This window comes from Massilia niastensis DSM 21313 (assembly GCF_000382345.1).
GTDB classification, from domain to species: Bacteria; Pseudomonadota; Gammaproteobacteria; order Burkholderiales; family Burkholderiaceae_D; genus Telluria; species Telluria niastensis.
On the sequence record NZ_KB908127.1, the window covers coordinates 15,903 to 40,456 of the forward strand.

19 protein-coding genes are annotated in these 24,554 nt (G+C 66.4%); 7 read left to right on the forward strand and 12 right to left on the reverse strand.

Annotation, left to right across the window (positions count from 1 at the left end; translation table 11 throughout):
- Nucleotides 1–49 precede the first annotated feature (49 nt).
- On the forward strand, nucleotides 50–1,411 hold the full coding sequence (locus tag H162_RS0123350; RefSeq protein ID WP_026354988.1) for an MBL fold metallo-hydrolase: 1,362 nt from the start codon (nucleotides 50–52) through the stop codon (nucleotides 1,409–1,411).
- Here the strand turns inward: H162_RS0123350 and H162_RS0123355 are convergent.
- On the reverse strand, nucleotides 1,397–2,119 hold the full coding sequence (locus tag H162_RS0123355) for a hypothetical protein (RefSeq protein WP_020655909.1): 723 nt from the start codon (nucleotides 2,117–2,119) through the stop codon (nucleotides 1,397–1,399). The two genes, H162_RS0123350 and H162_RS0123355, sit on opposite strands and share 15 nt — an antisense overlap.
- Nucleotides 2,120–2,220: 101 nt before the next feature.
- A complete protein-coding gene (locus H162_RS0123360; protein ID WP_026354989.1) occupies nucleotides 2,221–3,288 on the reverse strand; it encodes an SDR family oxidoreductase in 1,068 nt (355 codons plus the stop codon).
- Nucleotides 3,289–3,736: 448 nt separating this feature from the next.
- Between H162_RS0123360 and H162_RS31700 the strand changes: the two genes are divergently transcribed.
- Complete coding sequence (locus H162_RS31700) at nucleotides 3,737–4,435, forward strand: helix-turn-helix domain-containing protein (protein WP_020655911.1); 699 nt, start codon at nucleotides 3,737–3,739, stop codon at nucleotides 4,433–4,435.
- Here H162_RS31700 and H162_RS0123370 read toward each other — a convergent pair.
- Together H162_RS0123370 and H162_RS0123375 are read right to left on the reverse strand one after the other, a co-directional pair.
- A complete protein-coding gene (locus H162_RS0123370; protein WP_156885771.1) occupies nucleotides 4,432–5,517 on the reverse strand; it encodes an alpha/beta fold hydrolase in 1,086 nt (361 codons plus the stop codon). The two genes, H162_RS31700 and H162_RS0123370, sit on opposite strands and share 4 nt — an antisense overlap.
- A gap of 125 nt (nucleotides 5,518–5,642) precedes the next feature.
- The gene (locus tag H162_RS0123375) at nucleotides 5,643–6,539 is read right to left on the reverse strand and encodes an alpha/beta fold hydrolase (protein WP_020655913.1); all 897 of its coding nucleotides are present in this window, start codon (nucleotides 6,537–6,539) and stop codon (nucleotides 5,643–5,645) included.
- 146 nt (nucleotides 6,540–6,685) lie between these two features.
- Between H162_RS0123375 and H162_RS31705 the strand changes: the two genes are divergently transcribed.
- Entirely contained in the window at nucleotides 6,686–7,768 is a 1,083-nt protein-coding gene (locus tag H162_RS31705) for an oxidoreductase (RefSeq protein ID WP_020655914.1), read from the forward strand.
- Nucleotides 7,769–7,804: 36 nt separating this feature from the next.
- On the opposite strand, the gene H162_RS31710 is transcribed toward H162_RS31705, so the two are convergent.
- Together H162_RS31710 and H162_RS0123390 are read right to left on the reverse strand one after the other, a co-directional pair.
- Nucleotides 7,805–8,791, reverse strand: a complete 987-nt coding sequence (locus H162_RS31710) for a ThuA domain-containing protein (RefSeq protein WP_020655915.1) — start codon at nucleotides 8,789–8,791, stop codon at nucleotides 7,805–7,807.
- A complete protein-coding gene (locus H162_RS0123390) occupies nucleotides 8,788–10,479 on the reverse strand; it encodes a GH35 family beta-galactosidase (protein WP_211223739.1) in 1,692 nt (563 codons plus the stop codon). Before H162_RS0123390 ends, H162_RS31710 begins: the two co-directional genes overlap by 4 nt.
- A 563-nt stretch (nucleotides 10,480–11,042) precedes the next feature.
- Between H162_RS0123390 and H162_RS0123395 the strand changes: the two genes are divergently transcribed.
- Entirely contained in the window at nucleotides 11,043–13,364 is a 2,322-nt protein-coding gene (locus H162_RS0123395; RefSeq protein WP_020655917.1) for a TonB-dependent receptor, read from the forward strand.
- 98 nt (nucleotides 13,365–13,462) lie between these two features.
- Nucleotides 13,463–16,834, forward strand: coding sequence for a glycosyl hydrolase (locus H162_RS0123400; protein ID WP_026354990.1), 3,372 nt, complete (start codon nucleotides 13,463–13,465; stop codon nucleotides 16,832–16,834).
- A gap of 61 nt (nucleotides 16,835–16,895) precedes the next feature.
- Here the strand turns inward: H162_RS0123400 and H162_RS0123405 are convergent, their stop codons facing one another.
- The 6 genes from H162_RS0123405 to H162_RS0123430 form a co-directional block, all read right to left on the reverse strand.
- Nucleotides 16,896–17,888 carry a Bug family tripartite tricarboxylate transporter substrate binding protein gene (locus tag H162_RS0123405; protein ID WP_020655919.1) on the reverse strand — a complete coding sequence of 331 codons (993 nt, stop codon included), beginning with the start codon at nucleotides 17,886–17,888 and terminating at the stop codon, nucleotides 16,896–16,898.
- Nucleotides 17,889–17,965: 77 nt separating this feature from the next.
- Complete coding sequence (locus H162_RS31715; RefSeq protein WP_020655920.1) at nucleotides 17,966–18,880, reverse strand: NAD(P)-dependent oxidoreductase; 915 nt, start codon at nucleotides 18,878–18,880, stop codon at nucleotides 17,966–17,968.
- A 33-nt stretch (nucleotides 18,881–18,913) separates the two neighbouring features.
- Nucleotides 18,914–20,191 (reverse strand): dicarboxylate/amino acid:cation symporter, encoded by a 1,278-nt coding sequence (locus tag H162_RS0123415; RefSeq protein ID WP_020655921.1) that lies wholly within the window; start codon nucleotides 20,189–20,191, stop codon nucleotides 18,914–18,916.
- 64 nt (nucleotides 20,192–20,255) lie between these two features.
- Nucleotides 20,256–20,636: a VOC family protein gene (locus H162_RS0123420; protein WP_020655922.1), complete on the reverse strand. Its 381-nt coding sequence runs from the start codon at nucleotides 20,634–20,636 to the stop codon at nucleotides 20,256–20,258.
- Nucleotides 20,637–20,648: 12 nt separating this feature from the next.
- A complete protein-coding gene (locus tag H162_RS0123425; protein WP_020655923.1) occupies nucleotides 20,649–21,602 on the reverse strand; it encodes a hydroxymethylglutaryl-CoA lyase in 954 nt (317 codons plus the stop codon).
- 13 nt (nucleotides 21,603–21,615) lie between these two features.
- The gene (locus H162_RS0123430; protein ID WP_026354992.1) at nucleotides 21,616–22,806 is read right to left on the reverse strand and encodes a CaiB/BaiF CoA transferase family protein; all 1,191 of its coding nucleotides are present in this window, start codon (nucleotides 22,804–22,806) and stop codon (nucleotides 21,616–21,618) included.
- Nucleotides 22,807–22,994: 188 nt separating this feature from the next.
- Between H162_RS0123430 and H162_RS0123435 the strand changes: the two genes are divergently transcribed.
- Complete coding sequence (locus tag H162_RS0123435; RefSeq protein WP_020655925.1) at nucleotides 22,995–23,894, forward strand: LysR family transcriptional regulator; 900 nt, start codon at nucleotides 22,995–22,997, stop codon at nucleotides 23,892–23,894.
- A gap of 91 nt (nucleotides 23,895–23,985) precedes the next feature.
- On the forward strand, nucleotides 23,986–24,554 hold a 569-nt coding region (locus H162_RS0123440), incomplete at its 3' end, for a glycerate-2-kinase family protein (protein ID WP_156885772.1).

Sequence of the window (24,554 nt, forward strand, 5' to 3'; positions counted from 1 at the left end):
CCGGGCGGCCCGCCCGCGTTGTAGAATGCCGTCTTCCAGGGAGACGAGCATGGCCGAGGCGGGACTGAGGATATCGAGAATTCTGCATGCGGGCTATGTGTTCGAATGCGGGGACACGCGCATCGCCTTCGATACCATCTTCGAGAACCCGTTCAGCCGCAATTGCCACGCCTTCCCGGACGTGCGCTTCGACCACGACCTGATCCGCCGCCAGCGCTTCGATGCGGTCTTCATTTCCCACTTCCACGACGACCATTGCTCGCTCGAGAGCCTGGACCTGCTGGACCGGGCCACCCCGCTGTACATCTACTGCATCTTCGACGCGCTGTTCGACATGCTGCGCCGACTCGGTTTCACCCGGGTCCATCCGCTGCGCCTGAACCAGGCGGTCGAGACCGGCCCGTTCCAGGTGATTCCGCGCGAGGCCATGGATGCGGATGTGGACTCGATGTTCCAGGTGAAGGCGGCCGGGCTGAATGTGCTGAACGTGGTCGATTCCTGGATCGACGAGGGCACGCTGGCCCAGCTGATCCGGGAGGGGCCGTGGGACATGGTGCTGTGGCCCTTCCAGACCATGCGCGAGATCGAAGTGCTGGCGCCGTCGCGCGCCGCCGCCGCCCCGCCGGCGCTGCCCGAAGAGTGGATCGAGCAGCTGCAGGCCCTCGATCCCCGCTACGTGGTGCCCAGCTCCTGCCAGTTCCTGCAGGAGCCGTGGTCCTGGTACAACCGCGCCTTCTTCCCGATCTCCTATGCCCGGTTCGCGCAGGAAACGAGGGCGGCGCTGCCGCGGGCGCAGGTGGTGCGCCTCGATCCGGGCGTGTCGGTGCTGCTCGACGCCGGCGCGCTGCGCCCGGCGCCGCCCCTGGACTGGGTGCTGCCGGTCGGCGCGCAGGATGTCGACTACGAGTACGAAGGCAATGCCACGCCGCCGTCCACGGCCGAGATCGCGCGCCACTTCGCGCCGCTGACGGCGCAGCAGCATGCGCGCGTGATGGACTACTGCCGCACGGGCCTGCTGGAAAAATACGGCGCCGTGGAAGCCGCGTCCGAGTACTTCGACGGGGTGCGCATCTGGCAGCTGTCGCTCTACGACCACGCGGGCGCGGCGACCCGTTTCCGCTACCGCCTGGAGGGCGAGCTTGCCTCCCTCGCGGACGACAGCGCGGCGCCGCTGGGCTGGACCACCGACATCCCGGCCGCGAAGCTGTATGCGGCGCTGGAGCTGGGCGAGTCGCTGACCTCGATGTACATGCGCATCAACGACACCGTGTTCGATGCCGACACCGAACGCGAGCTGGCGCAGGCCGACGTGGTCGACGACCCCCTGATCCGCTGCCTGTTCAGCGACACCTTCGGCGCCTACCAGGCGGCGCAGCTGCGCCGCCTGCTGGCGCGCTCACTTGCCGAGTAACAGCAGCGACTGCTCCCAGTCGCCTTCCCAGGCCTGCAGGAAGTCGTGCGACTTGAAGGCGCGCTTCAGGGGGCCGAGCGGCACGCGGTAGGCGTCGTGCAGCCCCAGCGCCAGGGTCACCGGGTTCCACACCGCGTTGCGCTTCGATTTGCGGGCGCTGGCCTTGACGCGCGCGCCGTCGTCGCCGAAGATGCCGATCGCCTCATCCAGCGCCTTGTCCAGGTCCATCCTGACGATGCGGGCGAAGGCTTCCAGTACTTCCGCCTTGCCGATGCCGAGTTGTGATTCGCTGGCGCCCGCGGCCTTCGCCGGCCGCTCCGCCGGCGCCGCTTGCGCCTCGTGCTTCAGTTTTCCCGCTAATCGCTCCAGGTCTTTCTTCTGGAAGCGCAGCTCGTCGAGGCGGCGGCGAAAGCCCGGCTCGGGCAGGCGCGCGACGATCTTGTAGGCGTCCTTGGTGAGCGTGATCACGACATCGTCGCTGCCGGCCGCCAGGCGGGCGATGTCGCCCTCGAAGAAGATCGGCGCCGCGTAGCCGCCATTGGCGTCGCCGAACAGCTCGGGATAGGCCGCGTCGTAGTCCAGCCAGACATACGGCGTCAGTCCGTGCTCGAGCAGGCGGGCCAGGGTCCAGGGCGCGCCGGTTTGCTGCGCCAGCCAGGCGCAGGCTTCGTCGGTGGTGGCCCGGAAGGGCAGGTCGGTGATGCTCATCGCTCTTTCTGTGAATGCTGCGGTTTGCCGTGGCAAGGGGATGCACGGCCGGGCGGCCATTGTAGTGCAAGAAGCGAGGCGCGACCGGGCGCCCGTCCGGCTCAGGGAATCAAGCGCTCGGCGCGCAGGCGGGCGAACAGGTCGAAGAATGACGCGTCGGTCGCCTGGTAGGCGCTGAAGCCGAGCCGGCGGCTGTTCGCCATGTCGGTCATCACCTCGAGCGGCCGGCCCAGGTCGAGATCCGTGTGCCAGGGCGAGGCCATGCGGTCGAGGTCAGGCTCGACCAGTCCATGACGCAGGGCGATGTCGCGCCACAGCGCGTGGTCATTCGCCATCGCAGGCGCCAGCGGCTGCATCGTCCCGCCGTATCCGCACGCCGGCACGCCGAACCATGCCGCCAGCTTCGGCCACAGCCAGCTCCAGCGGAACACGTCGCCGTTGACGATGTTGAAGGCTTCGTTGCGGGCGGCGTCGGTGTCCGCCGCCCACACCAGCTGCCTGGCCAGCATGCGCGCATCGGTGACGTCGGACAGGCCCTTCCACTGCGCCTCCGAGCCGGGGAACTGGAATGGACGTCCGGTCTCCCTGCAGATCGCCGCATAAACGGCGAGCGTGGTGCCGAGGTTCATCGCGTTGCCGACCGCCAGGCCGATGACCGTGTGGGGCCGGTGTACCGTCCAGGTGAAGCGGTCGCGCTCGGCGGCGGCATGGACCTCGTCTTCCTGGGCATAGTAGAAATTCTCCAGCGGCAGCCTGGGCTGGCTTTCGCGCAGCGGCGTGTCGGGCAGGGTGCCCGAGCTCGCGTAGGCCTCGAAGGGGCCCAGGTAATGCTTCAGGCCGGTCACCAGCGCAACGTGTCGCACGCTCTTCCGGGGCGACAGCGCGTCGAGCAGGTTGCGCACCAGCGCGGCGTTGACGCGAATGTTCCCGGCCTCGGTGTCCTGGCGCATCCAGGTGGTGATGAAGACGTGGGTCGGCGCCACCTGCGCCAGCGCGGAGGCGAGTGCGGCCGGGTCGAGCAGGTCGGCGGCGACATGCCGCACCGACGGCAAGTCCTGTGGTGGCCGGCGCGACAGGCCGACGACATCCCATCCGTTCGCCAGCAATTCACGCGCGACATGATTGCCGCCGATTCCAGTGATGCCCACTACCAGTGCCGTTCGCTTCATGTGCCGCTCCCCGATGGTATCTGGCGACCATTCTACGTTCGCGCCCGCCAGGTCTTGCGCACGCCTGCCCGTCCGGGCGCAGGCCGCTCAGGTCGGCTGCCTGGCCGCGCGACGATCCCGGCGATGAGAATCGCGAGGAATGGGCGATTCCCCGTGACAAGACATTGTGGGATGATTGAGACAGCCTGTCGATATATGCTAAGTGACTGAATCTTAGTGGTTAATCGCGAAAAACCGGAAAGCGCGGGAAAACTGTCGTGCAAACCGGCGTGCATGCCTTGCTGCGCCTGGTCCTTTGCCAGATACTGGATTGGCGACGATCTCCGACAGCCGCTTGTGCGAGGAGCCCATGGCCAACAACACGTCTTTCCAGTGCAGAACCCTGGAAGTGCCGCGTCCGGCGCCGACCAGATGTTCCCGTTGCGCAGTACGTAACCTGTGTCTGCCCATGGACATGCATGACGGCGAGGTCGATCGGCTCATGGGCATCCTGGGCTGCGCGCGGAGGGTCGCGCGCGACGAGGTGCTGTTCAGGCGCGGCGAAGCCTTTTGCACCCTGTACGCGGTGCGCTTCGGCCATCTCAAGACATCGCGGCGCGACCATCGCGGCCACTCCTATATCACCGGCTTCCACATGGCCGGCGACCTGATGGGAATGGAAGCCATCTGCACGGGCCGGCATTCGAGCACCGCGGTCGCACTGGAGGACAGCGAGGTGTGCGAAATCTCCTTCGCGCGCCTGCAAGCGGCGCTGCTGGACATGCCCGAGCTGATGCTGCATTTTCATCGCGCCATGAGCCGCGAGATCGTGCGCGACCAGTCCGCGATGGCATTCGCGGGCATGCAGGGCATCGAACGCCTGGCCAGCCTGCTGCTGGACCTCTCCGCGCGCTATGCCCGGCGCGGGCTGTCGCCGCGGCGCTTCCGCCTGCACATGTCGCGTGCCGACATCAGCGAGCACCTGGGACTGACGCTGGAAAGCGTCAGCCGCCTGCTGGCGCGCTTTCGCGACGAAGGCCTGATCGCGCTCGACAAGCGCGACGTGGAATTGCTCGACATCGGCCGGTTGCAGGCGCTGACGATGAAGACCCCGCCTGGTCGCGGGCGCGCGCCTCCGCCGGTTTCCCTGCGCACCGCCTCCTGCTAGCGCTCCGCGGCCTCCAGCCAGTCGAAGATCGCGGGCCAGATCGTCGCGTGGGCATTGCGGCCGACCAGCACGCCGACGTGCTGGAGATTCACGCCGACATCGCCCTGGTAGTGCAGCACCAGCTTGCGCTCGCTGGCCGTGGCTTCGATGAAGGGTTCGACCGATTGCACCGGGATGACCTTGCTGCGCGGGTCGACGACGCCGAGCAGCGGCGTGCGCAGGTCGCGCGGACCGATACTGCGCCCCTTGATCTCCAGCCTGCCTTGCATGAACTGGTCGTCGCGGTACAGCGACTCGATGATCTCGGCGAACAGCCGGGCCGGCAGGGGGAATTCGTCATGGGTCCAGCGTTCCACGCGCATGTGCGTCGCCAGCGCCTGCGGATCGCCCAGCGACAGGTAGCGGTCCATGATGCGCTCCCACTGGAAGGCGTGCGGCTCGGCCAGGACGCTCATCAGGCTGAGGAAGACGCCGGGCACCTGCTGGAAGCTGGCGGCGAGCTGGCGCGCGTCGGAGGTGGCCCTGACCAGCGGGGTGAAGCAGCACGACGCCGGCTCGAAATGCAGGGGCGCTTCGAGCAGCACCGTCGCGCGCAGCCGCTCCGGGTGCAGGCAGCTGTAGATCGCGGCCAGCAGGCCGCCGAGCGAATGGCCGGCGACCACCAGCTTCCCTTGCGCGCCGTCTTCCTCGATCACGCGCTGGCACACGGCCAGCAGCCGATCGCCGTAGTCGTCCAGGCCGAAGTCCTGCTCGTCGCCGCTCAAAGGCACCCATTCCGCCTGGTACACCCGGTATCCGCGCTCGAGCCAGCGCCGCACCACGCTGACCTCGGGAGCGAGGTCCCAGATGTAGGAGCGCTTGATCGGCGCCGGCACGATCAGCACCGCCGGGCCTTCGGTCTGCTCCGGTCCGTAGCGGCGCAGGTTGAGCCCGGGCTCGGCGTGGAGGATGGTCGAGGGAGTCTCTTGCGGCCCGTAGCCGGCGCGGTCCAGCATCTTCCCGCGGGCCTGGCGGCTGCGGTCCATGTTCTTCAGGGCCTGGACCCCGAACGTTCCGAAAACATTCCAATCCGTTGCTTGCATGGCGACCTCGTCTGATTCAGGTTTGCAAGACTCTACGCGAACTGCTCGTCAACACCAAGCGCGTTTCAATTGAACGGCACAGGGTTTGCGAAGCAGCAAACCCTGTGACCACCGGGATACATTGATTATGTTCCAGCCAGGAAAGGCAATGCACTGGCCAGCAATGCTTCCGGCGCCTCTTCGGGGATGTAGTGTCCGCAAGGCAGCGTCTTGCCGTCGACGCGCTCGGCCAGTGTGCGCCATTCCAGCAGCGGGTCGAAGCAGCGGTGCACCACGCCGCGTTCGCCCCACAAGACCAGCAGCGGCGTCGCCAGGCGGCGGCCGGCGTCGCGGTCGGCGCGGTCGTGGTCGAGATCGATGCCGGCGGCGGCGCGGTAGTCCTCGCAGATGCCGTGCGCGGCGCCGGGGAGGGCGAGGCAGCGCTGGTACTCGGCCAGCGCGCGCGGGTCGAAGGGCGCGAGGCCGGCGCTGCGGCTGCCCATCACGTCGCGCACATAGGCCGCCGGGTCGGCGCCGATCAGGCGTTCCGGCAGCGGCCCGGGCTGGATCAGGAAGAACCAGTGCCAGTAGGCGCGCGCGAAGGCGTCGCCGGTCTGCTCGTACATGGCGAGCGTGGGCGCGATATCCAGCAGCACGGCGCGCTCCACGGCCTCGGGATGGTCCGCCGCCAGGCGGTGCGCCACCCGCGCCCCGCGGTCATGGGCCAGGACGCCGAAGCGTGCGAAGCCCAGCTGCCGCATCACCTGCAGCGCGTCGTTCGCCATGGTGCGCTTGCTGTAGTTGCCGTGGTCGGCGGTGCCGGCCGGCTTGGAGGAATCGCCGTAGCCGCGCAGGTCGCAGGCGACGACCGTGAACCGTTCGCTGAGCGCGGGCGCCACCTTGTGCCAGATCGCGTGGGTCTGCGGATGCCCGTGCAGCAGGAGCAGCGGCGGTCCCTCGCCGCCGACGATGGCATGGATGTTCACGTCCTGGTCGACCTTGGCGGAAATGCTGCGAAAACCGGGGAAGAGCGCGTCTTGCATGGGATCCCATCCGTTCCTTGAAAGGGGCGGCCGCCTGCTTGCCTTCTCCAGGCGGTCGACCATCGCCTTGCTGTCATCATACACAATCACCGCTGCGCGGCGCTCGTCGCAGTAACATGGAGTCCCCAGGTACGAGGAAGAACAACATGGCAGTAGTCCAGATGGATTCAAGCAAGGAATGTCCGGAACGCGCACCAGGCCTCAAGGTCGGCGTTGTCGGGTTTGGGTATGCGTCGGCGACGTTTCACGCACCCCTGATCAGGGCGACGCCCGGCCTGTGCCTGGCCGCCGTCGCAAGCAGCGCGCCAGACCGGGTACGCCAGGCTGTGCCGGAGGCCGAGATCCATGCCACCCCGACCGCCATGTACGAGCGGCCGGATATCGACCTGGTCGTCATCGCCACTCCCAACGATACGCATTTTCCACTTGCCCGCGAGGCGCTCGAGGCCGGCAAGCACGTGGTGGTGGACAAGCCATTCGTCCTCGATGCGGCGCAGGCGCGGGAGCTGACCGCACTCGCCGAACGAAAGTCGCTCCGGCTATCGGTCTTCCATAACCGACGCTGGGATGGCGATTTCCTGACCGTCAGGGACTTGATTGCCGAAGGCCGGCTTGGCCGTGTGGTGCACTTCGAATCCCACTTCGACCGCTACCGGCCGGTTGTCCGGACCCGGTGGCGCGAATCGGCGGCCGCGGGCGCGGGATTGTGGTACGACCTTGGTCCGCATCTGCTTGACCAGGCCTTGCAGCTGTTTGGAAAGCCGGACGCGATCTGGCTGGACGTCGCGCAGCAGCGCGACGCAGCGCTGGCCGACGACTGGTTTCATGCCGTACTCAAATATGGCGGCATGCGGGCCATCTTGCACGCCAGCGCACTCACCGCCCAAGCGGCGCCGAGATTCACCATCCACGGCACCGAAGGCAGTTACGTCAAGCATGGCCTGGACTTGCAGGAAGCGGCGCTGCTTGCTGGAACAGTCCAGGGAGAGGGCTGGGCCGATGACCCGAGCGAAGGCTTGCTGACACTGCGCGCCGGACAGGGGCTGATCGAAGCGCGGCATCCCACCTGCTCCGGGGCCTATGGCCGCTACTATGCGGAGATGCGCGATGCGATCCTGCTGAGCCGACCCGTCCCGGTGAGCGCAGCTTCGGCCTGCGAGGTGATGGATCTCATCGAAGCCGGGACCGACAGCGCACGATGCGGGAAACAGATCGTCCTCCGGGGGTGAGCGTCCAGGCCCCGCGCATTCCCCGGTGCACTTCGATCACTTGCGCGGGTGCGGCCTCGGAAACGGGCCGCCGCTCAGCCCGAGCGCCCACTTGATGGCTTCGGTGTACATCCGGACGATCTCCGGGTCCCGGTAGGCTTCGCGGGTATGCCCGAGCGTCGATGCGAACACCCGGCCCTTGCCATATGACTTGATCCAGGCGACGGGCATGTCGTGGTCGGGCGGCAGCTCGTCTCCCTTGCCGGCCACCGGGACCGCCGATTCGTCGATGCGCAGCAGCACATCGACGTCCTGGCGCGACCAGTTGCGCACCGTGTACAACTCGTCCTGCTTGACGAAGCGGGCCGGGAAGAACGCCGTGGCCGGGAAGGCCGTGTTCTCGGTCACGAGCGGGAAGGGGTAGACCGGCTGCTCCAGCGTATTGAACGGATGGCCGACCTGTTCCGCGCCGACCATGTCGATGTAGTCGGGCCAGTCATGATTGGCGTCCAGGCCGCCGTGCATGACGACCAGTCCTTTTCCCGCGCGGACGAAGTCCAGCAAGGCTTTCTTCTGGACTGGCGACAGCTGCCAGTCGCCATCCGCGCTGGCAACCACGACGGCGTCGAAGTCGCCCAGCCCCTTGGGCTGGAAGCCTGCATTCATGGGACCGCCGCCGGCGGGAGACACGAGCGTGAAGTCGGTGCGCAGCTCCGCTTCCCACAAGCCGTTGTCCTGCCCCCAGCGATGCACGCCGGCCATGGCGGTGGAGATCGAATCATGCTGGAACTTGCGCGCCCCGCCGAGCACGAGCACGCGCCTGACGGAAGGAGACCGTGGGCCGGTCTCCAGGTTGAGGAAATAGTCCTCGATCGATTGGCCCGGGGCGGGGCCCTTGCCGGGCAGCTTCATCACCGACGGCCCCGCCCATGGTCCCTTGAATATCGCGGCGGGCGTTTCCGGAGCGGCTGCCTGCGGCGCGAGCGGCAGGGCCGGCAGGGCCAGTGCGGCAAGGACGCGGGCCGTGGCCAGGACGATCTTCATCGGGCTTTCTCCAGCAGCTGGATGCGGACGATGCTGATCTTGTTCAGCGGAAGCAAGCCCAGGCGCTGGTCGCCGTTCAGGCGCCGACCCGGTACCCAGCTTCCCCGGACAAACCGGCCTTCCTCGGTGAAATCCACCTCAGCCAGCTTGCCGTCCCTGGAGAAATCCGCAGTGAAGTCATGCCCGACCAGGAAGAACTCGCCCGGCTTGCCGGCCAGGACCAGGCCGAACGGACGGGTGTCCGAGAATGACGGGCCATGGGCGGCGTTGACGGTTTCCGCCACCGCGGTGGCGCCCTTCGGCGGAATCGGAATGCCTGCGTCGAGCAGCATCTTGGCGGTGGTCGCGGCGGTGCCGCGAACCGTGATCTCGTAGCCGGCCAGGCGTTCCGTCACGGGCCTTGCGTCGTCGAGCAGCACCGCGCGCACCCGGTCGCTCGCCTGCGCGGCGGTGATCAGCGACGACATCGAGCCCAGCGCGGCGTAGGCCTGCGACAGCTGGTTGCCCGCGAAGCCATCCTCGACGCCGAACACGGAAAAGCCCAGCGCCTTGTGGCGGCCGATGGCCCAGAAGGCGTTGCCGGTCTGGAAGCGCGCTTCCGGGATGAAGATCGGGTTGTCGGCGCGGTCGAAATTCGCCAGCGTCCCCTTGACATCGTCGATGTAGATGTCGGGCGCCAGGAAGGCGATCGGCGGCGCGGCGGCTTTCCAGATGTCCGCCACGCGCGGCACCGGCCCGCCACTGGGATAGTCGCCCGCCTCGGGCTGGCCCGGCTGGGGGCCCAGCCAGGCGTTGACATACAGGGGCAAGGGCAGGATTTGCGCGGCATCCCGTGCCACGGCGTTGATGAAGCGGCCGTAGGCCCAGGCCATGAACACTTCTTCGGCCTGCCAGTCGGTGCCGAAGACCTCGGCCCAGCTTCCCTGCTGGCGGTATTGCTGCCGGCCCCACAGCGCGGCCAGTTCGGGCCGCAGGGTGGCGCGATGGCGCGTCAGGTGGGCCATCAGCTCGGCGGGTACCTGCGCATCCCAGTGCTGCTGCGCCAGCGCGGAACGATCACGGCTGTCGCCGAGCAGGCCGATCTCGTTGTCGACCTGAAGCATGATGACGGTGTGCTCCGGGTCGGTCTTCTTCAGATGGCGCAGCAGGGCGGAGAACGCCTTGCGTTCCGCATCCTGGAGCGCGACCGAAAACGGCGACAGCACAGGATTGGGCATCGCCCCGGGGTAGGTGAAGCGTTGCGGCTTGGTCGGGCGCAGCAGGGCGCGCGGGAAACGCGCCTGGTCGGCCCGGATCCATCCCGGCGCATAGGTCGAACGCGCGTTCTTGAAGGCGCCGAACCAGATCACGACCAGGCGCAGGCCATTGGCGCGGGCGGCGGCCACCTGGCTGTCGAGCGAGCGGAAATCGAAGCCGCCTTCACTGGGCTCGACCATGTCCCAGCTGACCGTGCTGACCACCGTATTCAGGTGCATCGCCTTCAGTTTCGGCCAGATCGGGGCCATGTAGGCTTCCGAGGACGCACTGGAATTGTGCAATTCGCCGGCCAGCATCAGGAACGGCTTGCCGTCGACATGGAGCTGCCTGGTCGAGCCGGTCTCCGTGAGTCGCGGCAAGGGCGCGGCGCTCGACGGCGACGACGACACGGCCAGCGCCGCAACCAGCATGGCGATACATTTTCTGAACACTGACTTCTCCAATCGAATAGTCGCTGGGTGCGCGAAGGGCATGCGCGCCCGGGATACAAAAGACCGCGGCCCACCTTCATCAAGCCCCGCGTCTCGCAGGCTTTCCCTGCCGGGTTGACGATGGAAGCCGACTGTATTGCATTTGCGCCAAGTGGAGGAGCCGGAATTCCTGATACCCGGGGATCGGAACTGATGATTGGTATGAATCCCTTGTTCGTGACTTAATGTCTGCACATCTCGACAATGCGAACAGACCCGGTGACAGGCAGTATTCCCGAGTCCTGCGCCGACGCGTCAAAACGCGTCACCTCCACTCACGAAACTGATTATTTGAGCTTCGCGGCCCGCCTTCGCGAGCGGGAGTGAACCCGTCGACAGCGTCGGCAAAGGCGCGAAAACTCAGCCGCTTTCACTCTGAAAAGGGGCGTGAATCTTCCGCTTTCTGCGCTCCCGACATCGCCGATGTATCAGGATAGCTAATAGCAGATATCGAGATTTCGGCTTTCTCGCGGCATCCCTGTTTCAGTATGGTTACTCCCACAATAATAGTTAGGGAGACAGGAATGACATGCAAGCTCAAGACCCTGAATGTCATGCTGCTGTCGGTGGGCCTGGCGTCGCTGCCGGCCACGCTGCTGGCGCAGGAAGCCGCACCGGCTGACAGCGCACCGGAGAGCGCCAAACCGGCGGCGCGCAAGGAGAAGATGCAGGAGGTCGTGATCACCGCCTCGCGCCGTTCGGAGCGCCTGCAGGACGTGCCGCTGTCGGTCACCGCGGTCAGCGCCGAGCAACTCGGCAACAGCGGCGTCAAGAGCGTGACGGAACTGGGCAGTGCGATGTCGGGCATCAGCTTCGGCAGCAGCCCGAACGACGCGGGCTTCCGCATCCGCGGCGCCGGCCAGATGGGCGGTTTCTCGAGCGCGGCCGAGACGCCGGTCGGCGTGGTGGTGGACAACGTGGTGTTCGGCCTCGGGCCCGGCGTGGACAGCCTGGGCGACATCGAACGGGTCGAGGTGCTGAAAGGCCCGCAGGGCACCCAGTTCGGCAAGAACGCCTCGAGCGGCGTGGTGTCGATCACCACCCCGCGCCCGTCCTTCGACCGGATCAAGGGCGATACCTTCCTGTCCTATGGCAGCGACAACGAAAGCGAAGTGCGCACCACGCTCAACATTCCGCTTGGCCAGACAGTTGCGACGCGCCTGTCGGCCTATCACCGCAAGTACGACGGCTTCATCGACAACGTGAGCCGCAACGAGACCTGGGGCGGCCAGACCCAGAAGGGCTTCCGCGGCAAGCTGCTGTTCAAGCCATCAAGCAATTTCGATGCGCTGCTGATCGCCGACTATTCGAAGAACGACCAGAAAGGCCCGGGCCAGACCTGGACCCTGCGCAATCCGCCTCCCGCGATCACCTCCGGCTACCCGTTCAGGGGCGGGCCGCTGGGCGATGTGGTGCCGTCCAGTGCCGTGCTTGGCGGCGACAACCTGGTCTCGTTCGAGGATGCCCCCGGCCATGTGCGTTTCAAGCGCAGCGGCGTGTCGCTGGAACTGAATTACCAGCTGGGCGGCTACACGCTGACCTCGATCAGCGCCTACCGCACCGACAAGACCGATACCGCGTTCTCGATCGACGGCACGCCGTACGACATCTTCCGCGGCACCACCCTGACCGACAAGACGCAGACCACGCAGGAGCTGCGCGTCACTTCGCCCAAGGGCGGCGCGCTGGAATACGTCGCCGGCTACTATTACTACAGGCAGCCGACCGAAACGGAATCCTGGGCCTACCTGCGTCCGGCGCTGCCCTTCGCGCCGGTCCACGTCGCCCTCAACAACGGCATCGCCACCTCCAACACCGAATCGGTCAGCAACGCGCTGTTCGCCGACGGCAAGGTGCGCCTGACTGCGAGCGGCGATACCAAGGCGCTGTTCGGCGTGCGCGTCAACCGCGACGAAGTCGAGGCCAGCAACTTTTCGGTGAGGGATCCCAACTTCCCGGCGCCGGCCGCACCCTACACGCCGCTGGCACTGCGCACCGGCGACGTGTCCAAGACCGGCACCTCGGGCCGGCTCGGCCTCGAACACCGGCTGGACAAGGATTTCCTGGTGTACGGCACCGCGGCCACCGGCTTCCTCGGCCCGACGGTGGCATTCTCGGGCCTGACCAGCACCCGTACCGATGTCAAGCCGCAGAAGGTGCGCGACGTGACGCTGGGCTTCAAGGCGCAGTTCCTGGACCGCTGGGTCACCCTGAACGGCAGCATCTTCCACGACAAGTACACCGACCTGCAGACCGCGGTCTTCGACGGCACCGAATTCCTGACCGAGAACGCGGGCGGCGCCCGCACCCGCGGCGTCGAACTGGACCTGACCGCGCGCCTCAACAGCCAGTTGCGCCTGCGCGCCTCTGCCACCTATGCCGATGCCAAGTTCACCGACTACCTGACCGCATGCCCCGGCGCCGCCGATGCATCGATCTGCAGCGGCGCCGTCGTGGGCGGACGCCCGCTGTTCTTCCAGGCGGCAGGCGAGCAGGTGCCGGGTGCGCCGAAGCTGACCGCGGTGCTGGGCCTGGACTACAGCACCGAGATCGGCGCCGGCCTGTTCGACGCGTCGGTCAACTACAACTACCGCTCCAGGACCAGCTACCAGGTCGGCGTGCCGGCCAACTCGCAGGACGCCTACGGCGTGCTGAACCTGGCGGCGCACTACGCGGGCGCGGACGACCGCTGGCGTCTCGGCGTGTATGTCCGCAACGCCCTCGACAAGCGTTTCCATGCGGCCGTGATCGGCTTGCCGTTCGCCGCGCCGGGCGGCACCCTGAACTGGGCCACGTATGAAGGCGCCGGCCGCCACGCCGGGGTGACGCTGGAACTGCGTTACTGAGGCCGGCCCACGCCGCCACCCATGCCGATATCGGGAATGCGCATGGGTGGCGGTGGTACTGTAGAGATATGAACATCGACAATCCAAGAGGAACACCCATGCGCGCAAGCGATCGCACCCTTCGTCTCGCCATCTTACTCATGACCGCCCCCTGGCTGGCAGCATCGACAGCGCTGCCGGCATGGGCAGCCGCGCCCGATCCGGTCGCAAGCGGATTCGCCAATCCACCGCAGAGCGCGCGGCCGCGCGTCTGGTGGCACTGGATGAACGGGAACGTCACCAAGGACGGCATCCAGAAGGACCTCGAGTGGATGGCGCGTTCCGGCCTGGGCGGATTGCAGAATTTCGACGCGCAGATGATGACGCCTCTACTGGTCGAGAAGCGCCTGGTCTATATGGACCCCGAGTGGTCGGATGCCTTCAAGTTTTCGGCGCAGCTGGCCGAGCAGAAGGGCCTGGAATTCGGCATTGCCGCGTCACCGGGGTGGAGCGAGACCGGCGGCCCCTGGGTTCCGCCCAGGGACGGCATGAAAAAGCTGGTGTGGAGCACAGCGGTCGTGGACGGGGGCAAGCCGCTCACGCTGAAGTTGCCGCAAGTGCCGCGGACCACGGGGCCGTTCCAGGAGGTCTTCGTCCTGCCCGACATCATCGGAAAGCGTCCGGACCCCAGGACGCTCGCCCAGTTCGGCGAGAACATCGCCGTCTATGCCTATCCGGCGCCGGTCGAGCCTTTGCCATTACCGTCCATCCGCGTGGGAGACCAGGCCGTGGATGCGCGTGGCCTGAGCACACTGGACGAAAGCGACATCGTGGAATTCGCGCCGCCGGCGGCCGAACAGTCCGTCGTGATCGCCCTGGATTATCCCGAGCCGCACACCATACGCTCCGCCACGATCTTCTTCCCCGGTGTCACCTCGATCTTCGACAGGGCAGCCTATACGCCGACCCTGGAAGCGAGTTCGGATGGAAAAACCTGGCGCAAGGTCGCAGACCTGCCACTGTCGCTGGTGCCTGCCACCGCCGGCTTTGCGCCTGTGACCGCCGCACACTTCCGGGTCGTCGTGACCGCGAATCCTCCGGTCCTCAAGCCGACCTTCCTGCCGGTCGCCGGTGCCGACCCGGGACCGTTCGCCTCGATGGGGAAACCGAAGCCCTTGCGCCTGAGCCAGCTGACCCTGTCGGCGCAGCCGAAGGTCAACCAGTTCGAGGCCAAGGCGGGCTTCGCGACCGTCGACGACTATTACGCGCTCGACGCCGGCGTCAATCCGGGCGAAGCCGGCATCGCGCCGTCGTCCGTCATCGATTTGACGGGCAAGGTGGCGCGCGACGGCACCCTCGCCTGGACGCCGCCCCCGGGCAAGTGGAACATCGTGCGCATCGGCTATTCGCTGACCGGTACGGAAAACCATCCGGCGACGCCGGAGGCCACCGGCCTGGAAGTCGACAAGTTCGACGGCAAGGCAGTGCGCGCCTATCTCGAAACCTACCTCGGGAAATACCAGGCCGCCGTCGGCAAGGACCTGATCGGCGCCCGCGGCGTCCGCGCCATGGTGACCGACAGTACCGAGGTGGGCGCGGCCAACTGGACTCCGCGGCTGCTGGAACAGTTCAAGCGCTTGCGCGGCTATGATGCGCGGCCATGGTTGCCCGCGCTGACGGGCGTGATCATCGGCACCCGCGCCCGCACCGACGCCTTCCTCTACGACTACCGGCGCACACTGGCCGAGCTGATGGCGAGCGAGCACTATGGCACCCTGGCGAAAGTCAGCCGCGAGAAGGGCATCAAGATCTATGGCGAGGCCCTGGAAAGCGCACGCGTGACGCTGGGCGACGACATGGCGATGCGCAGCCATGCGGATGTTCCGATGGCGGCGATGTGGACCTATCGCCCGGAACACGGCCCGAATCCGACCGCGATCGCGGACATGCGGGGGGCGGCCTCGGTGTCGCACATCTACGGCCAGAACCTGGTCGCGGCCGAATCCCTGACCAGCGCGATGTCGCCCTGGGCCTTCTCGCCCGCCGACCTGCGTCCGATGATCGACATGGAATTCGCCAGTGGCGTCAACCTTCCGGTCATTCACACCTCGGTCCACCAGCCCCTGGACGATGCCCGCAAGCCCGGCCTGTCGCTGGCGATCTTTGGCCAGTACTTCAACCGCAACGAGACCTGGGCCGACATGGCGCGCCCCTGGGTGGACTATATCGCCCGCAGCGCCTACCTGCTGCAGCAGGGCCGCTTCTACGCCGACGTCGCCTATTTCTACGGCGAGGAGGCGCCCCTGGTCACCCTGTACAAGGAAGGGCAGCCCAGTGACGCGCCGCGCCGCTACGCCTACGACTTCGTCAACACCGACGTCCTGCTGAACAGGCTGTCGGTCAAGGACGGCGATCTGGTCGCGAAGAGCGGGGCGCGTTATCGCGTGCTCTATCTGGGCGGTTCGAGCCAGCGCATGACCCTGGCCACGCTGCGCCGGCTGCATGCCCTGGCCGCCGATGGCGCGACCATCGTCGGCAAGGCGCCGGTCGCTTCGCCCGGACTGGCTGACGATCCGGCGCAGTTCACCGCACTGGTCAAGCGCATGTGGAGCGGCGCTGCCGAGACCAGGGTCGGGAAGGGCAAGGTGGTGAATGGTGGCGAGGTCGAATCGGTACTGGGTGCGGTCGGCCAGGAACCCGATGCCGAATTCGCTGCGGCGGGCGACACGCCATTACTGTTCGTCCATCGCCGCCTGGGCGACGGAGACCTCTACTTCGTCACCAACAGGGGCAAGGCCCCGGTCACGACGGATGCGCGCTTCAACGTGCGCGGCAAGGCCGCGGACTTGTGGCATGCCGACACCGGGAAGATCGAGGCTGCGAGCTACCGTCGCGACGGAAACAGGACCGTGGTTCCGCTCACGCTGGCGGCGAACGAATCCGTCTTCGTGGTGTTCCGGCGGCCGGCCGCCGCGCCGGCCGTCACGGTGAAGGCGCCGACCTGGTCGAAGGTCGCGACCCTGGAGCGCGACTGGAACATCCGCTTCGAGGGACTGGCCGCGCCCGCGCCTGTCAAGAGCGATACCCTGGGATCGCTGACGAGCAGCGCCGATCCGTCGGTCAGATACTTCTCGGGAAGCGCGACCTATCGGAGCGAGTTCACCCTGCCGGCCGGCGTCGCGCCAGGCGCTTCGCTGAAGCTCGATCTCGGCCAGGTGGGCGATGTCGCGGAAGTGTCGGTCAACGGCAAGGTGGCCGGGATCGCCTGGAAGCAGCCGTATGAGGTCGATATAGGCGCGCTGGTCGCCAAGGGCGCCAACGTCGTGGAAGTGCGGGTCGCGAACCTCTGGGTCAACCGCCTGATCGGCGACGCGCAGGCCGGGATCAAGAAGGTGAGCTTCACCGCCGCGCCGACCTACTCCGCTGGTGCGCCGCTCCGGCCGTCGGGACTGATCGGGCCGGTCACGGTGCATGTTCGCAGCGATCCTTAGCATCGGCGGACGGAAAGCAGGCTTCCGCAAGGAAGCCCGCTTTCGAGGTGCAGGACCGCGCTCACTCCGCGGTGATCTTCAAGTCCCTGACGGACTTGCCCCAGCTCTGCAATTCCCGATCGGTATAGGCAGCCAGTTCCTGGGAGTTCATGTAGACCGCATACGCGCCCTGGGCCTCCGCCTTGCTCTTGAAGTCCGCCGTTTGCATGATCCTGCTGATCTCGGTAGTCAGCCTGTCGATGACGGGCTGCGGCGTTCCCTTGGGCGCATACACGGCGAACCATGAGCTGACGTCGAGCGTCCCGAAGCCCTTGATGGTCGCGGTGGTCGGCACATTGGGCAGGCTGGGCAACGGGACACTGCCTGTGACGGCAATGGCACGGAGCTTTCCGGTCTTGATATGGCCAAGCAGGGGAGGCGCGGTCGTGAAAGTCATGTCAACATTGCCGCTTAGCAAATCCGTGATGGCCGGCCCGGTGCCTTTATAGGGAACGTGGGTGATTGCAATGCCGGTGAGCCGCTTGAGCATTTCCCCGGTAACGTGCTGGAGCGAACCATTCCCCGACGATGCGTAGTTCAATTTCCCGGGATGGGCCTTCGCATAGCTGATCAATTCAGGCAGTGTCTTGATCGGGAGATCCGGGCGGACAACGATGACCTGAGGGGCAACGATGAGGTTGGCGACCGGCGAGAAATCCTTGATCGGGTCGAAGGATCCCTTCATCAGATGCGGGGTAATGACCTGGTACCCCGAGTACTGGACCAGCAAGGTATGCCCGTCCGGAGTTGCCCGCTTGATTGCCGACGCCGCAATGGCGCCGGAACCGCCCGGGCGGTTGTCGACGACGACCGGTTTTCCCAGGGCTTTCGAAAGCGGATCGGCAATCATGCGCGCGGCAAGGTCGGTGGTGCCGCCCGGCGCCGATGACACGATGAGTGTGACCGCCTGGGTTGGGTAGGACCCGTTCTGAGCCTGTGCGCTGCCTGCTGCAACGGCCATCCCCAGCGTGAAGAGTGTGCAGGTGTGCAGCAGTCGAAATGGTGTGGTTTTCATGGTGTCTCCTCGCTCATCCAATCATGTTGTCGTGTCTTGCGGCGCGCCGTACGAACGCACCAGCCTCACTGCCGGTACTACAGTTCCTTCTCCACCAGCTGCTCGAGTTTGCTCGCCAGGCGCGCCTGTGCGTTCTCGCTGGCCCAGGCGACGTGCGGCGTCACCAGCAGGTTCGGCACGCCGCCGGCCAGCAGCGGGTGGTCCGCCGGTGGCGGCTCCACGTCCAGCACATCGATGGCGGCGCCGGCGATGAGGCCTTCATGCAGGGCGCTCACGAGCGCCGGTGCATCGACCAGCGCGCCCCGGCCGGTGTTGATGATGACGGCGTCGCGCTTCATCCGCGCCAGCGATTCCTTCCCGATCATGCCGCGCGTGTCGGGAGTCAGGGGCACGTGCAGGGTCAGCACATCGGCGCGCGCCAGCAGTTGGTCCAGGGGCAGTTCATCGCCGCGGCAGGGCTTGCCGGGGGTCTGGGCAAAGAACACTTCCATGCCCAGTCCGCGCGCCAGCCGCGCCGCCGCCTCGCCGATCCGGCCCCGGCCAACCACGCCGAACAGGCTGCCGCCGACGTCGCGGATGCGCGGGCCGTTCCAGCAGAAGTGCTCCGATGCCGTCCAGCGCCCGTCGAGGGCCGCGCTGGCGTAGGTGACGATGTGGCGCCGCAGGGCGAACAGGGTGGCGATCACATGCTCCGCCACCGAGTCCGAGCCGTAATCGGGCACATTGGCGACCCGGATACCCAATTGCGCCGCGGTGTCCTGGTCGATGTTGTCGGTGCCGGCGGCGGCTACCGCGACCAGGCGCAGTTGTCTGGCGGCGCGCAGCTCCTCGGCGCCGAGACGGACCTTGTTGGTGATGACGACCGTCGCGTCGCGGATCCGGTCGATGACCGCTGCCTGCGCCGTCGACGAGTACGCGCTGTACTCGACCGCCGGGTTCTGGAAGCGCAAGGTAGTGGGCAGCGTGGCTGCATCCAGGAATACGACTTTCATTCAGTTCTCCTCAGTCTGGAAATGATGGTTGAATCACACGGGGCGGGACAGCTCGCGCCTGAAGGTGGCGTCGTCGAACTGCTTGTCCCACTTCGAGATGACGATGGTGGCGACCCCGTTGCCGATCACGTTGACCAGTGCGCCGCCCTCGGAAATGAAGCGGTAGACGCCGAGCACCAGCACCAGGCCGGCCACCGGGAAGCCCGGCATCGAACCCAGGGTTGCGGCCAGTACGATGAAGGCGCCGCCACTGACGCTCGCCGCGCCTTTCGAGGTCAGCAGCAGGATCAGCAGCAAGGTGACCTGCTGTCCCAGCGACAGGTAGGTGTCGGTGGCCTGGGCGATGAAGATCGCCAGCACGGTCATGTTGATGCAGCTGCCGTCCAGGTTGAAGGAGTAGCCGGCCGGGATGACCAGGCCAACGGCGGACTTGTTGCAGCCCAGCCTTTCCAGCTTGGCCATCATGCGCGGCAGCACCGACTCCGACGACGAGGTGCCCAGCACCACCAGCAGCTCTTCGCGGATATAGCGCAGGAATTTCCAGAGGCTGAAGCCGGCCAGCCTGCAGGTGGTCCCCAGGACCAGCACCACGAACAGCACCGCCGTGAGGTAGTAGGTGCCGAGCAGCTGGCCATACGCGGCCAGCGAGGACACGCCGTACTTCCCGATGGTGAAGGCGATCGCACCGAAGGCGCCGACCGGCGACAGGTACATGACGATGCGCACCATGTTGAAGAAGGTGTGCGCGGTCACGTCGATCACATTCAGCAGCGGCTTGCCGCGTTCGCCCAGCATTTGCAGGCCGAAGGCCATGATGATGGAGATGAACAGCACTTGCAGCAGGTCGCCGTCGGCGAAGGCGCCGAACACCGTCTTCGGAATGATGTGGGACAGGAAGCCCACCACGCTCTGGTCGTGCGCCGCCTTGGTGTAGGAGGAAATCGCAGAAGCGTCCAGCGTCGATGGATCGATGTGCATGCCGACGCCCGGCTTGAGCAGATTGACCATCACCAGGCCCAGGATCAGCGCCAGGGTGGTCATCACCTCGAAGTAGATGAGTGATTTCGCGCCGATGCGTCCGACTGCCTTGATGTCGCTCATGCTGGCGATGCCGTGCACCACGGTGCAGAAGATCAGCGGGGCGACCATCAGCTTGATCAGCGTCAGGAAATTGTCGCCCAGCGGCTTCATGGCCGTGGCGAGCTCCGGGGAGTAATGGCCAAGCAGGATGCCCAGGGCGACGGCGATCAGGACCTGCACGTACAGGTGCCGATACCACTTCGTGTTGCGCGCCGCCGCCGGCATGGGCATGGCGGTGTGAGTCAGTGTGTCCAAGCGATTGTCTCCTGATTTTATGATGTTGGTGTGGCGCTGGTCAGTCGATCATTTCCGAGATCTCGATGAGGTTCAGGTCAGGATCGCGGATGTAGATCGACCGGATCCTGCCGGTGGCCCCGGTGCGCTCGACCGGTCCTTCCTTGATGGGCCAGCCGCTGTCGCCCAGGTGACGAATCACCTCGTCCAGCGGCACCGAGGCGATGAAGCACAGGTCCAGCGCACCCGGTACCGGCAAGTGAGCCTTCGGCTCGAATTCGGCGCCGCGCTGGTGCAGGTTGATCTTCTGGTTGCCGAAGCGGAAAGCGATGCGGCCGGCGCCGAAGGTCTCCAGCCGCATGCCCATGACATGCGTGTAGAAATGCTTCGTCGCGTCGATGTCGGTGCAGGTCAGCACCAGGTGGTCGAGGTGGGAGATCATGGCCGCTCGTCCTCAGGCGAATGCGCGTTGTTCCGGCATGGCGGCGCCGCAGTCCGGCATCCCATGCAGGTCGAGGCGGCGTCCGGCCTTGAGCAACTGGCTGGGGACGTCGTGGCCGATCAGGCCGGGCAACTGCGCGGCGGCGGCCAGGATGCCTTGCAGGTCCACGCCGGTGTCGTAGCCCTCCAGTTCCAGCATATGGACCAGCTCCTCGGTGCAGACGTTGCCGGTGGCGCCGGGCGCATACGGGCAGCCGCCCAGCCCGCCCAGGGAAGAATCGAAGCGGTCGATCCCGGCGGCCAGGGCGGCCAGCGTGTTGGCCAGCGCCAGGCCGCGCGTATTGTGGAAGTGCAGGGTCAGTTCCAGCGCCCCGAAGCGCTCGCGGGCACGCCTGCCCAGCTGCTCGACCTGCGACGGGTAGGCCATGCCGGTGGTATCGCACAAGGTGACGCCGTGTACGCCGAGGTCGGCGAAACGCTGCATCCAGTCCAGCACCTCGGTCTCCGGGACATCCCCCTCCATCGGGCAACCCATCGCGGTCGACAGCGAGACGTTGATGGCAACCGGCGACTGCCTGACGACCTGGATCACTTCACTTAGTTGCGCAAACGACTCTTCACGGCTCATGCGCAGGTTGCGGCGGTTATGTGACTCGCTGACCGACATCACCAGGTTCACTTCGTCCACCTTGCACGACAGGGCGCGCTCGGCGCCGCGCACGTTCGGCACCAGGACGGTGTAGATGACGCCTTCCTTGCGCACGATCTGGTGCATGACGGCTTCGGCATCCTTCAGCGCCGGAATCGCCTTGGGCGAGGTGAACGAGGTCACTTCGATCTTGGCATAGCCGCACTCGCTCAGCTGGTTCACCAGGGCGATCTTGGCCGCGGTCTCGATGAAGACCGCTTCGTTCTGGAAGCCGTCACGGGTGGCGACTTCCTGGATGAATAAACGTTTCCTGCTCATGATGTTTCTCCGCTTAGATGATGCCGCGCTCGCGCCAGGCGCGGCGGGTGGTGGAGTCGATGCCGATGTTGTCCAGCACCGCGTCGGTATGTTCGCCCAGGGCGGGCGCCGGGCGCAGCACCTCGCCGGGCGTTGCGCTCAGCTTCGGAACGATGCCGGGCACCTGGACCGGCGTACCGTCGGGGAGCCGGGTGTCGAGGATCATGTCGCGCGCCTGGTAATGCGGATCGGCGGCGATATCGGCGATGTCGTAGATGCGGCCGGCGGGAATGCGCGCTTCGTTCAGCTGGTCCAGTACCTCGTCCAGCGTGCGCTGCCGCACCCAGGCGCCGATGGCCGCATCCAGCCGCTCGACGTGCTTGACCCGGCCATCGTTCTGCGCCAGTTCCGGGTCGTCGCGCAGGTCGGAGCGCTGGATGACTTCCATCAGGCGCCGGAAGATGCCGTCGCCGTTACCGGCAATCAGCGCATATTTGCCGTCCGCGCACAGGTAGGCGTTGGTCGGGGCGATGCCCGGCAGGCTGCTGCCGGCCGCCTGGCGCACCGTGCCGAACACGGAATACTCCGGCAGCAGGCTTTCCATCATGTTGAACACCGATTCATACAGCGCCACGTCGATCACCTGGCCCTGGCCGCCATGCTGGTCGCGGTGGCGCAATGCCAGCAGCACGCCGATGACGCCATGCAGGGCGGAGAGGGAGTCGCCGATCGACACCCCGGCACGCACCGGCGTGCGTCCCGGTTCGCCGCTCAGGTGGCGCAAGCCGCCCATGGCCTCGCCCACCACGCCAAAACCGGGCCGGTCGCGGTACGGACCGGTCTGTCCATAGCCGGACACGCGCAGCATCACCAGTTTCGGATTGATCTCCTGCAGCACGTCCCAACCCAGGTTCCAGGCTTCCATGGTCCCAGGGCGGAAGTTCTCGATCAGGACATCGCTTTCCTTCACCAGCGCGCGGATCACTTCCTGTCCTTCGGGTGTGCGCAGGTCCAGCGACACGGATTGCTTGTTGCGCGACTGTACCGCCCACCAGACCGAGGTGCCTTCGTGCAGCAGGCGCCATTTGCGCAGCGGGTCGCCGGTACCGGGCGGCTCGATCTTGATCACTTCGGCGCCGAACTCAGCCAGCATTTTCCCGGCAAACGGGCCTGCGATCAGCTGCCCAAGCTCGATAACCCGCACGCCTCGCAGGGGTTTCGTCATCGTTGTCTCCTCAGGTGGTTCACATTGTGGAATCGATGGTAGGTCTGGCCGGGAGCTTTGAAAATCGGTTATTCTTCAAGTACCCTTTCCATTTCGGAAAAACGATGTGGCGAGGTCGCCGCCTTCGCAGCTGATGCCGTGCGCACTCCGGGCCGGCCCGGCTTTTCAACCCCTTACCTTGTGCATGCGTGATCAATCCTGGCCGCTTCGATCTCCAGTCGCTACGTGTTTTCCTGCAAGTAGCGCTTACCGGTAGCCTGACCAAGGCTGCCGACAAATCCCACATGACCTTGTCGGCGCTGAGCAAGCGCATTGCGGAACTGGAGCGGACGGCCGACTGCAGCCTGTTCGTCCGGCATCCGCGCGGGCTGGAGCTGACGCCGGCCGGGAGGGAACTGGTGCAGCACGCGCGCGCGGTGCTCGATTCCGTCAACCGGATGGCGTACGCCATGGGCGATTTCGCCATCGGCGTGCGTGGCCATGTACGGGTCTGGGCGAATACCTCTTCCATCACCCAGTTCCTTCCGCGGGACCTGGCGGTGTTTGTCCGGGAGCAACCACTTATCCGCATCAGCCTTGAGGAAAAGTTGAGCGAGCAGGTGATCGCAGCGGTCGCCGCCGGGGAGGCGGACCTGGGTATTTTTGCCGACAATGTCCCTTCGCAGGGACTGGAAAAATACTTGTACAGACACGATCGCCTCGTGCTGCTGGTCCCCTCCGATCATCCCCTGGCCGGGGCGGCGGAGATCGGCTTCGGCGAGGCGCTGGAGTACGATTTCGTCGGCCTCAATCAAGGTAGTTCCCTCCTGCAACGATTGAACGATGCGGCTGCCGCGCTTGAAAAAGCCCTGCGCCTGCGCATACAGGTCAGCAGCTTCGACGCCATTTGCCGCATGATCGAAGCCGGGCTGGGGATCGGCGTGTTACCCGAGGGCGCCGTCCGCGCAGAAATCACCGGCCTGCGCGCCATTCGCCTGACCGACCCATGGGCCCACCGCTCGCTGTGGCTGGGAGTGAACTCGCGGGCTTCCCTCGTGCCGGAGGCGGCCAAGCTCCTGGACCACTTGCGCCAGGCGCATGCGAGTTGAGCCTTGCTCATTCGGAAAAGCTGGTGGAATAATCGGAAATTCCATTTACGCCACTTCTCCTGCATGATCGGCACTCCTTTCGGGAGGCCGCATGAGATCGTCAAGTAAGAGTGAACCACTGCCGGCGCCGGTCGCGCCGGCTTCCTCCAGGGGCAGCCAGCCCGCCAGCAGCGTCGCTGCACACCCCGGGCGCGAACGGAAGCTGCTCGAAGTGCTGTTCAGGACCGCCATCGCAGCTGCGCAGCCGGCGTTGTGCATCCCTCCGCACCTGCCCGCGCCGCCCGCCGGCCGCCTGATCGTCGTGGGAGCAGGCAAGGCTTCCGCCGAAATGGCGCGGGCAGTCGAGAACAACTGGCCGGGCAAGCTAGAAGGCCTGGTGGTGACGCGCTACGGCTATGCGGTGCCGTGCGAACGCATCGAGATCGTCGAGGCGGCGCACCCGGTCCCCGACCGGGCCGGGGAGGACGCGGCCAGGCGCATGCTCGGGCTGGTCGGCGGCCTCACGGCGGACGACACGGTGCTGTGCCTGATTTCGGGCGGCGGCTCGTCGCTGCTGCCGCTGCCGCTGCCCGGCATCAGCCTCGAGGACAAGCAGGCCGTCAACCGCGCCCTGCTGGCCTCGGGGGCCAGCATCGGCGAGATGAACTGCGTGCGGCGCCA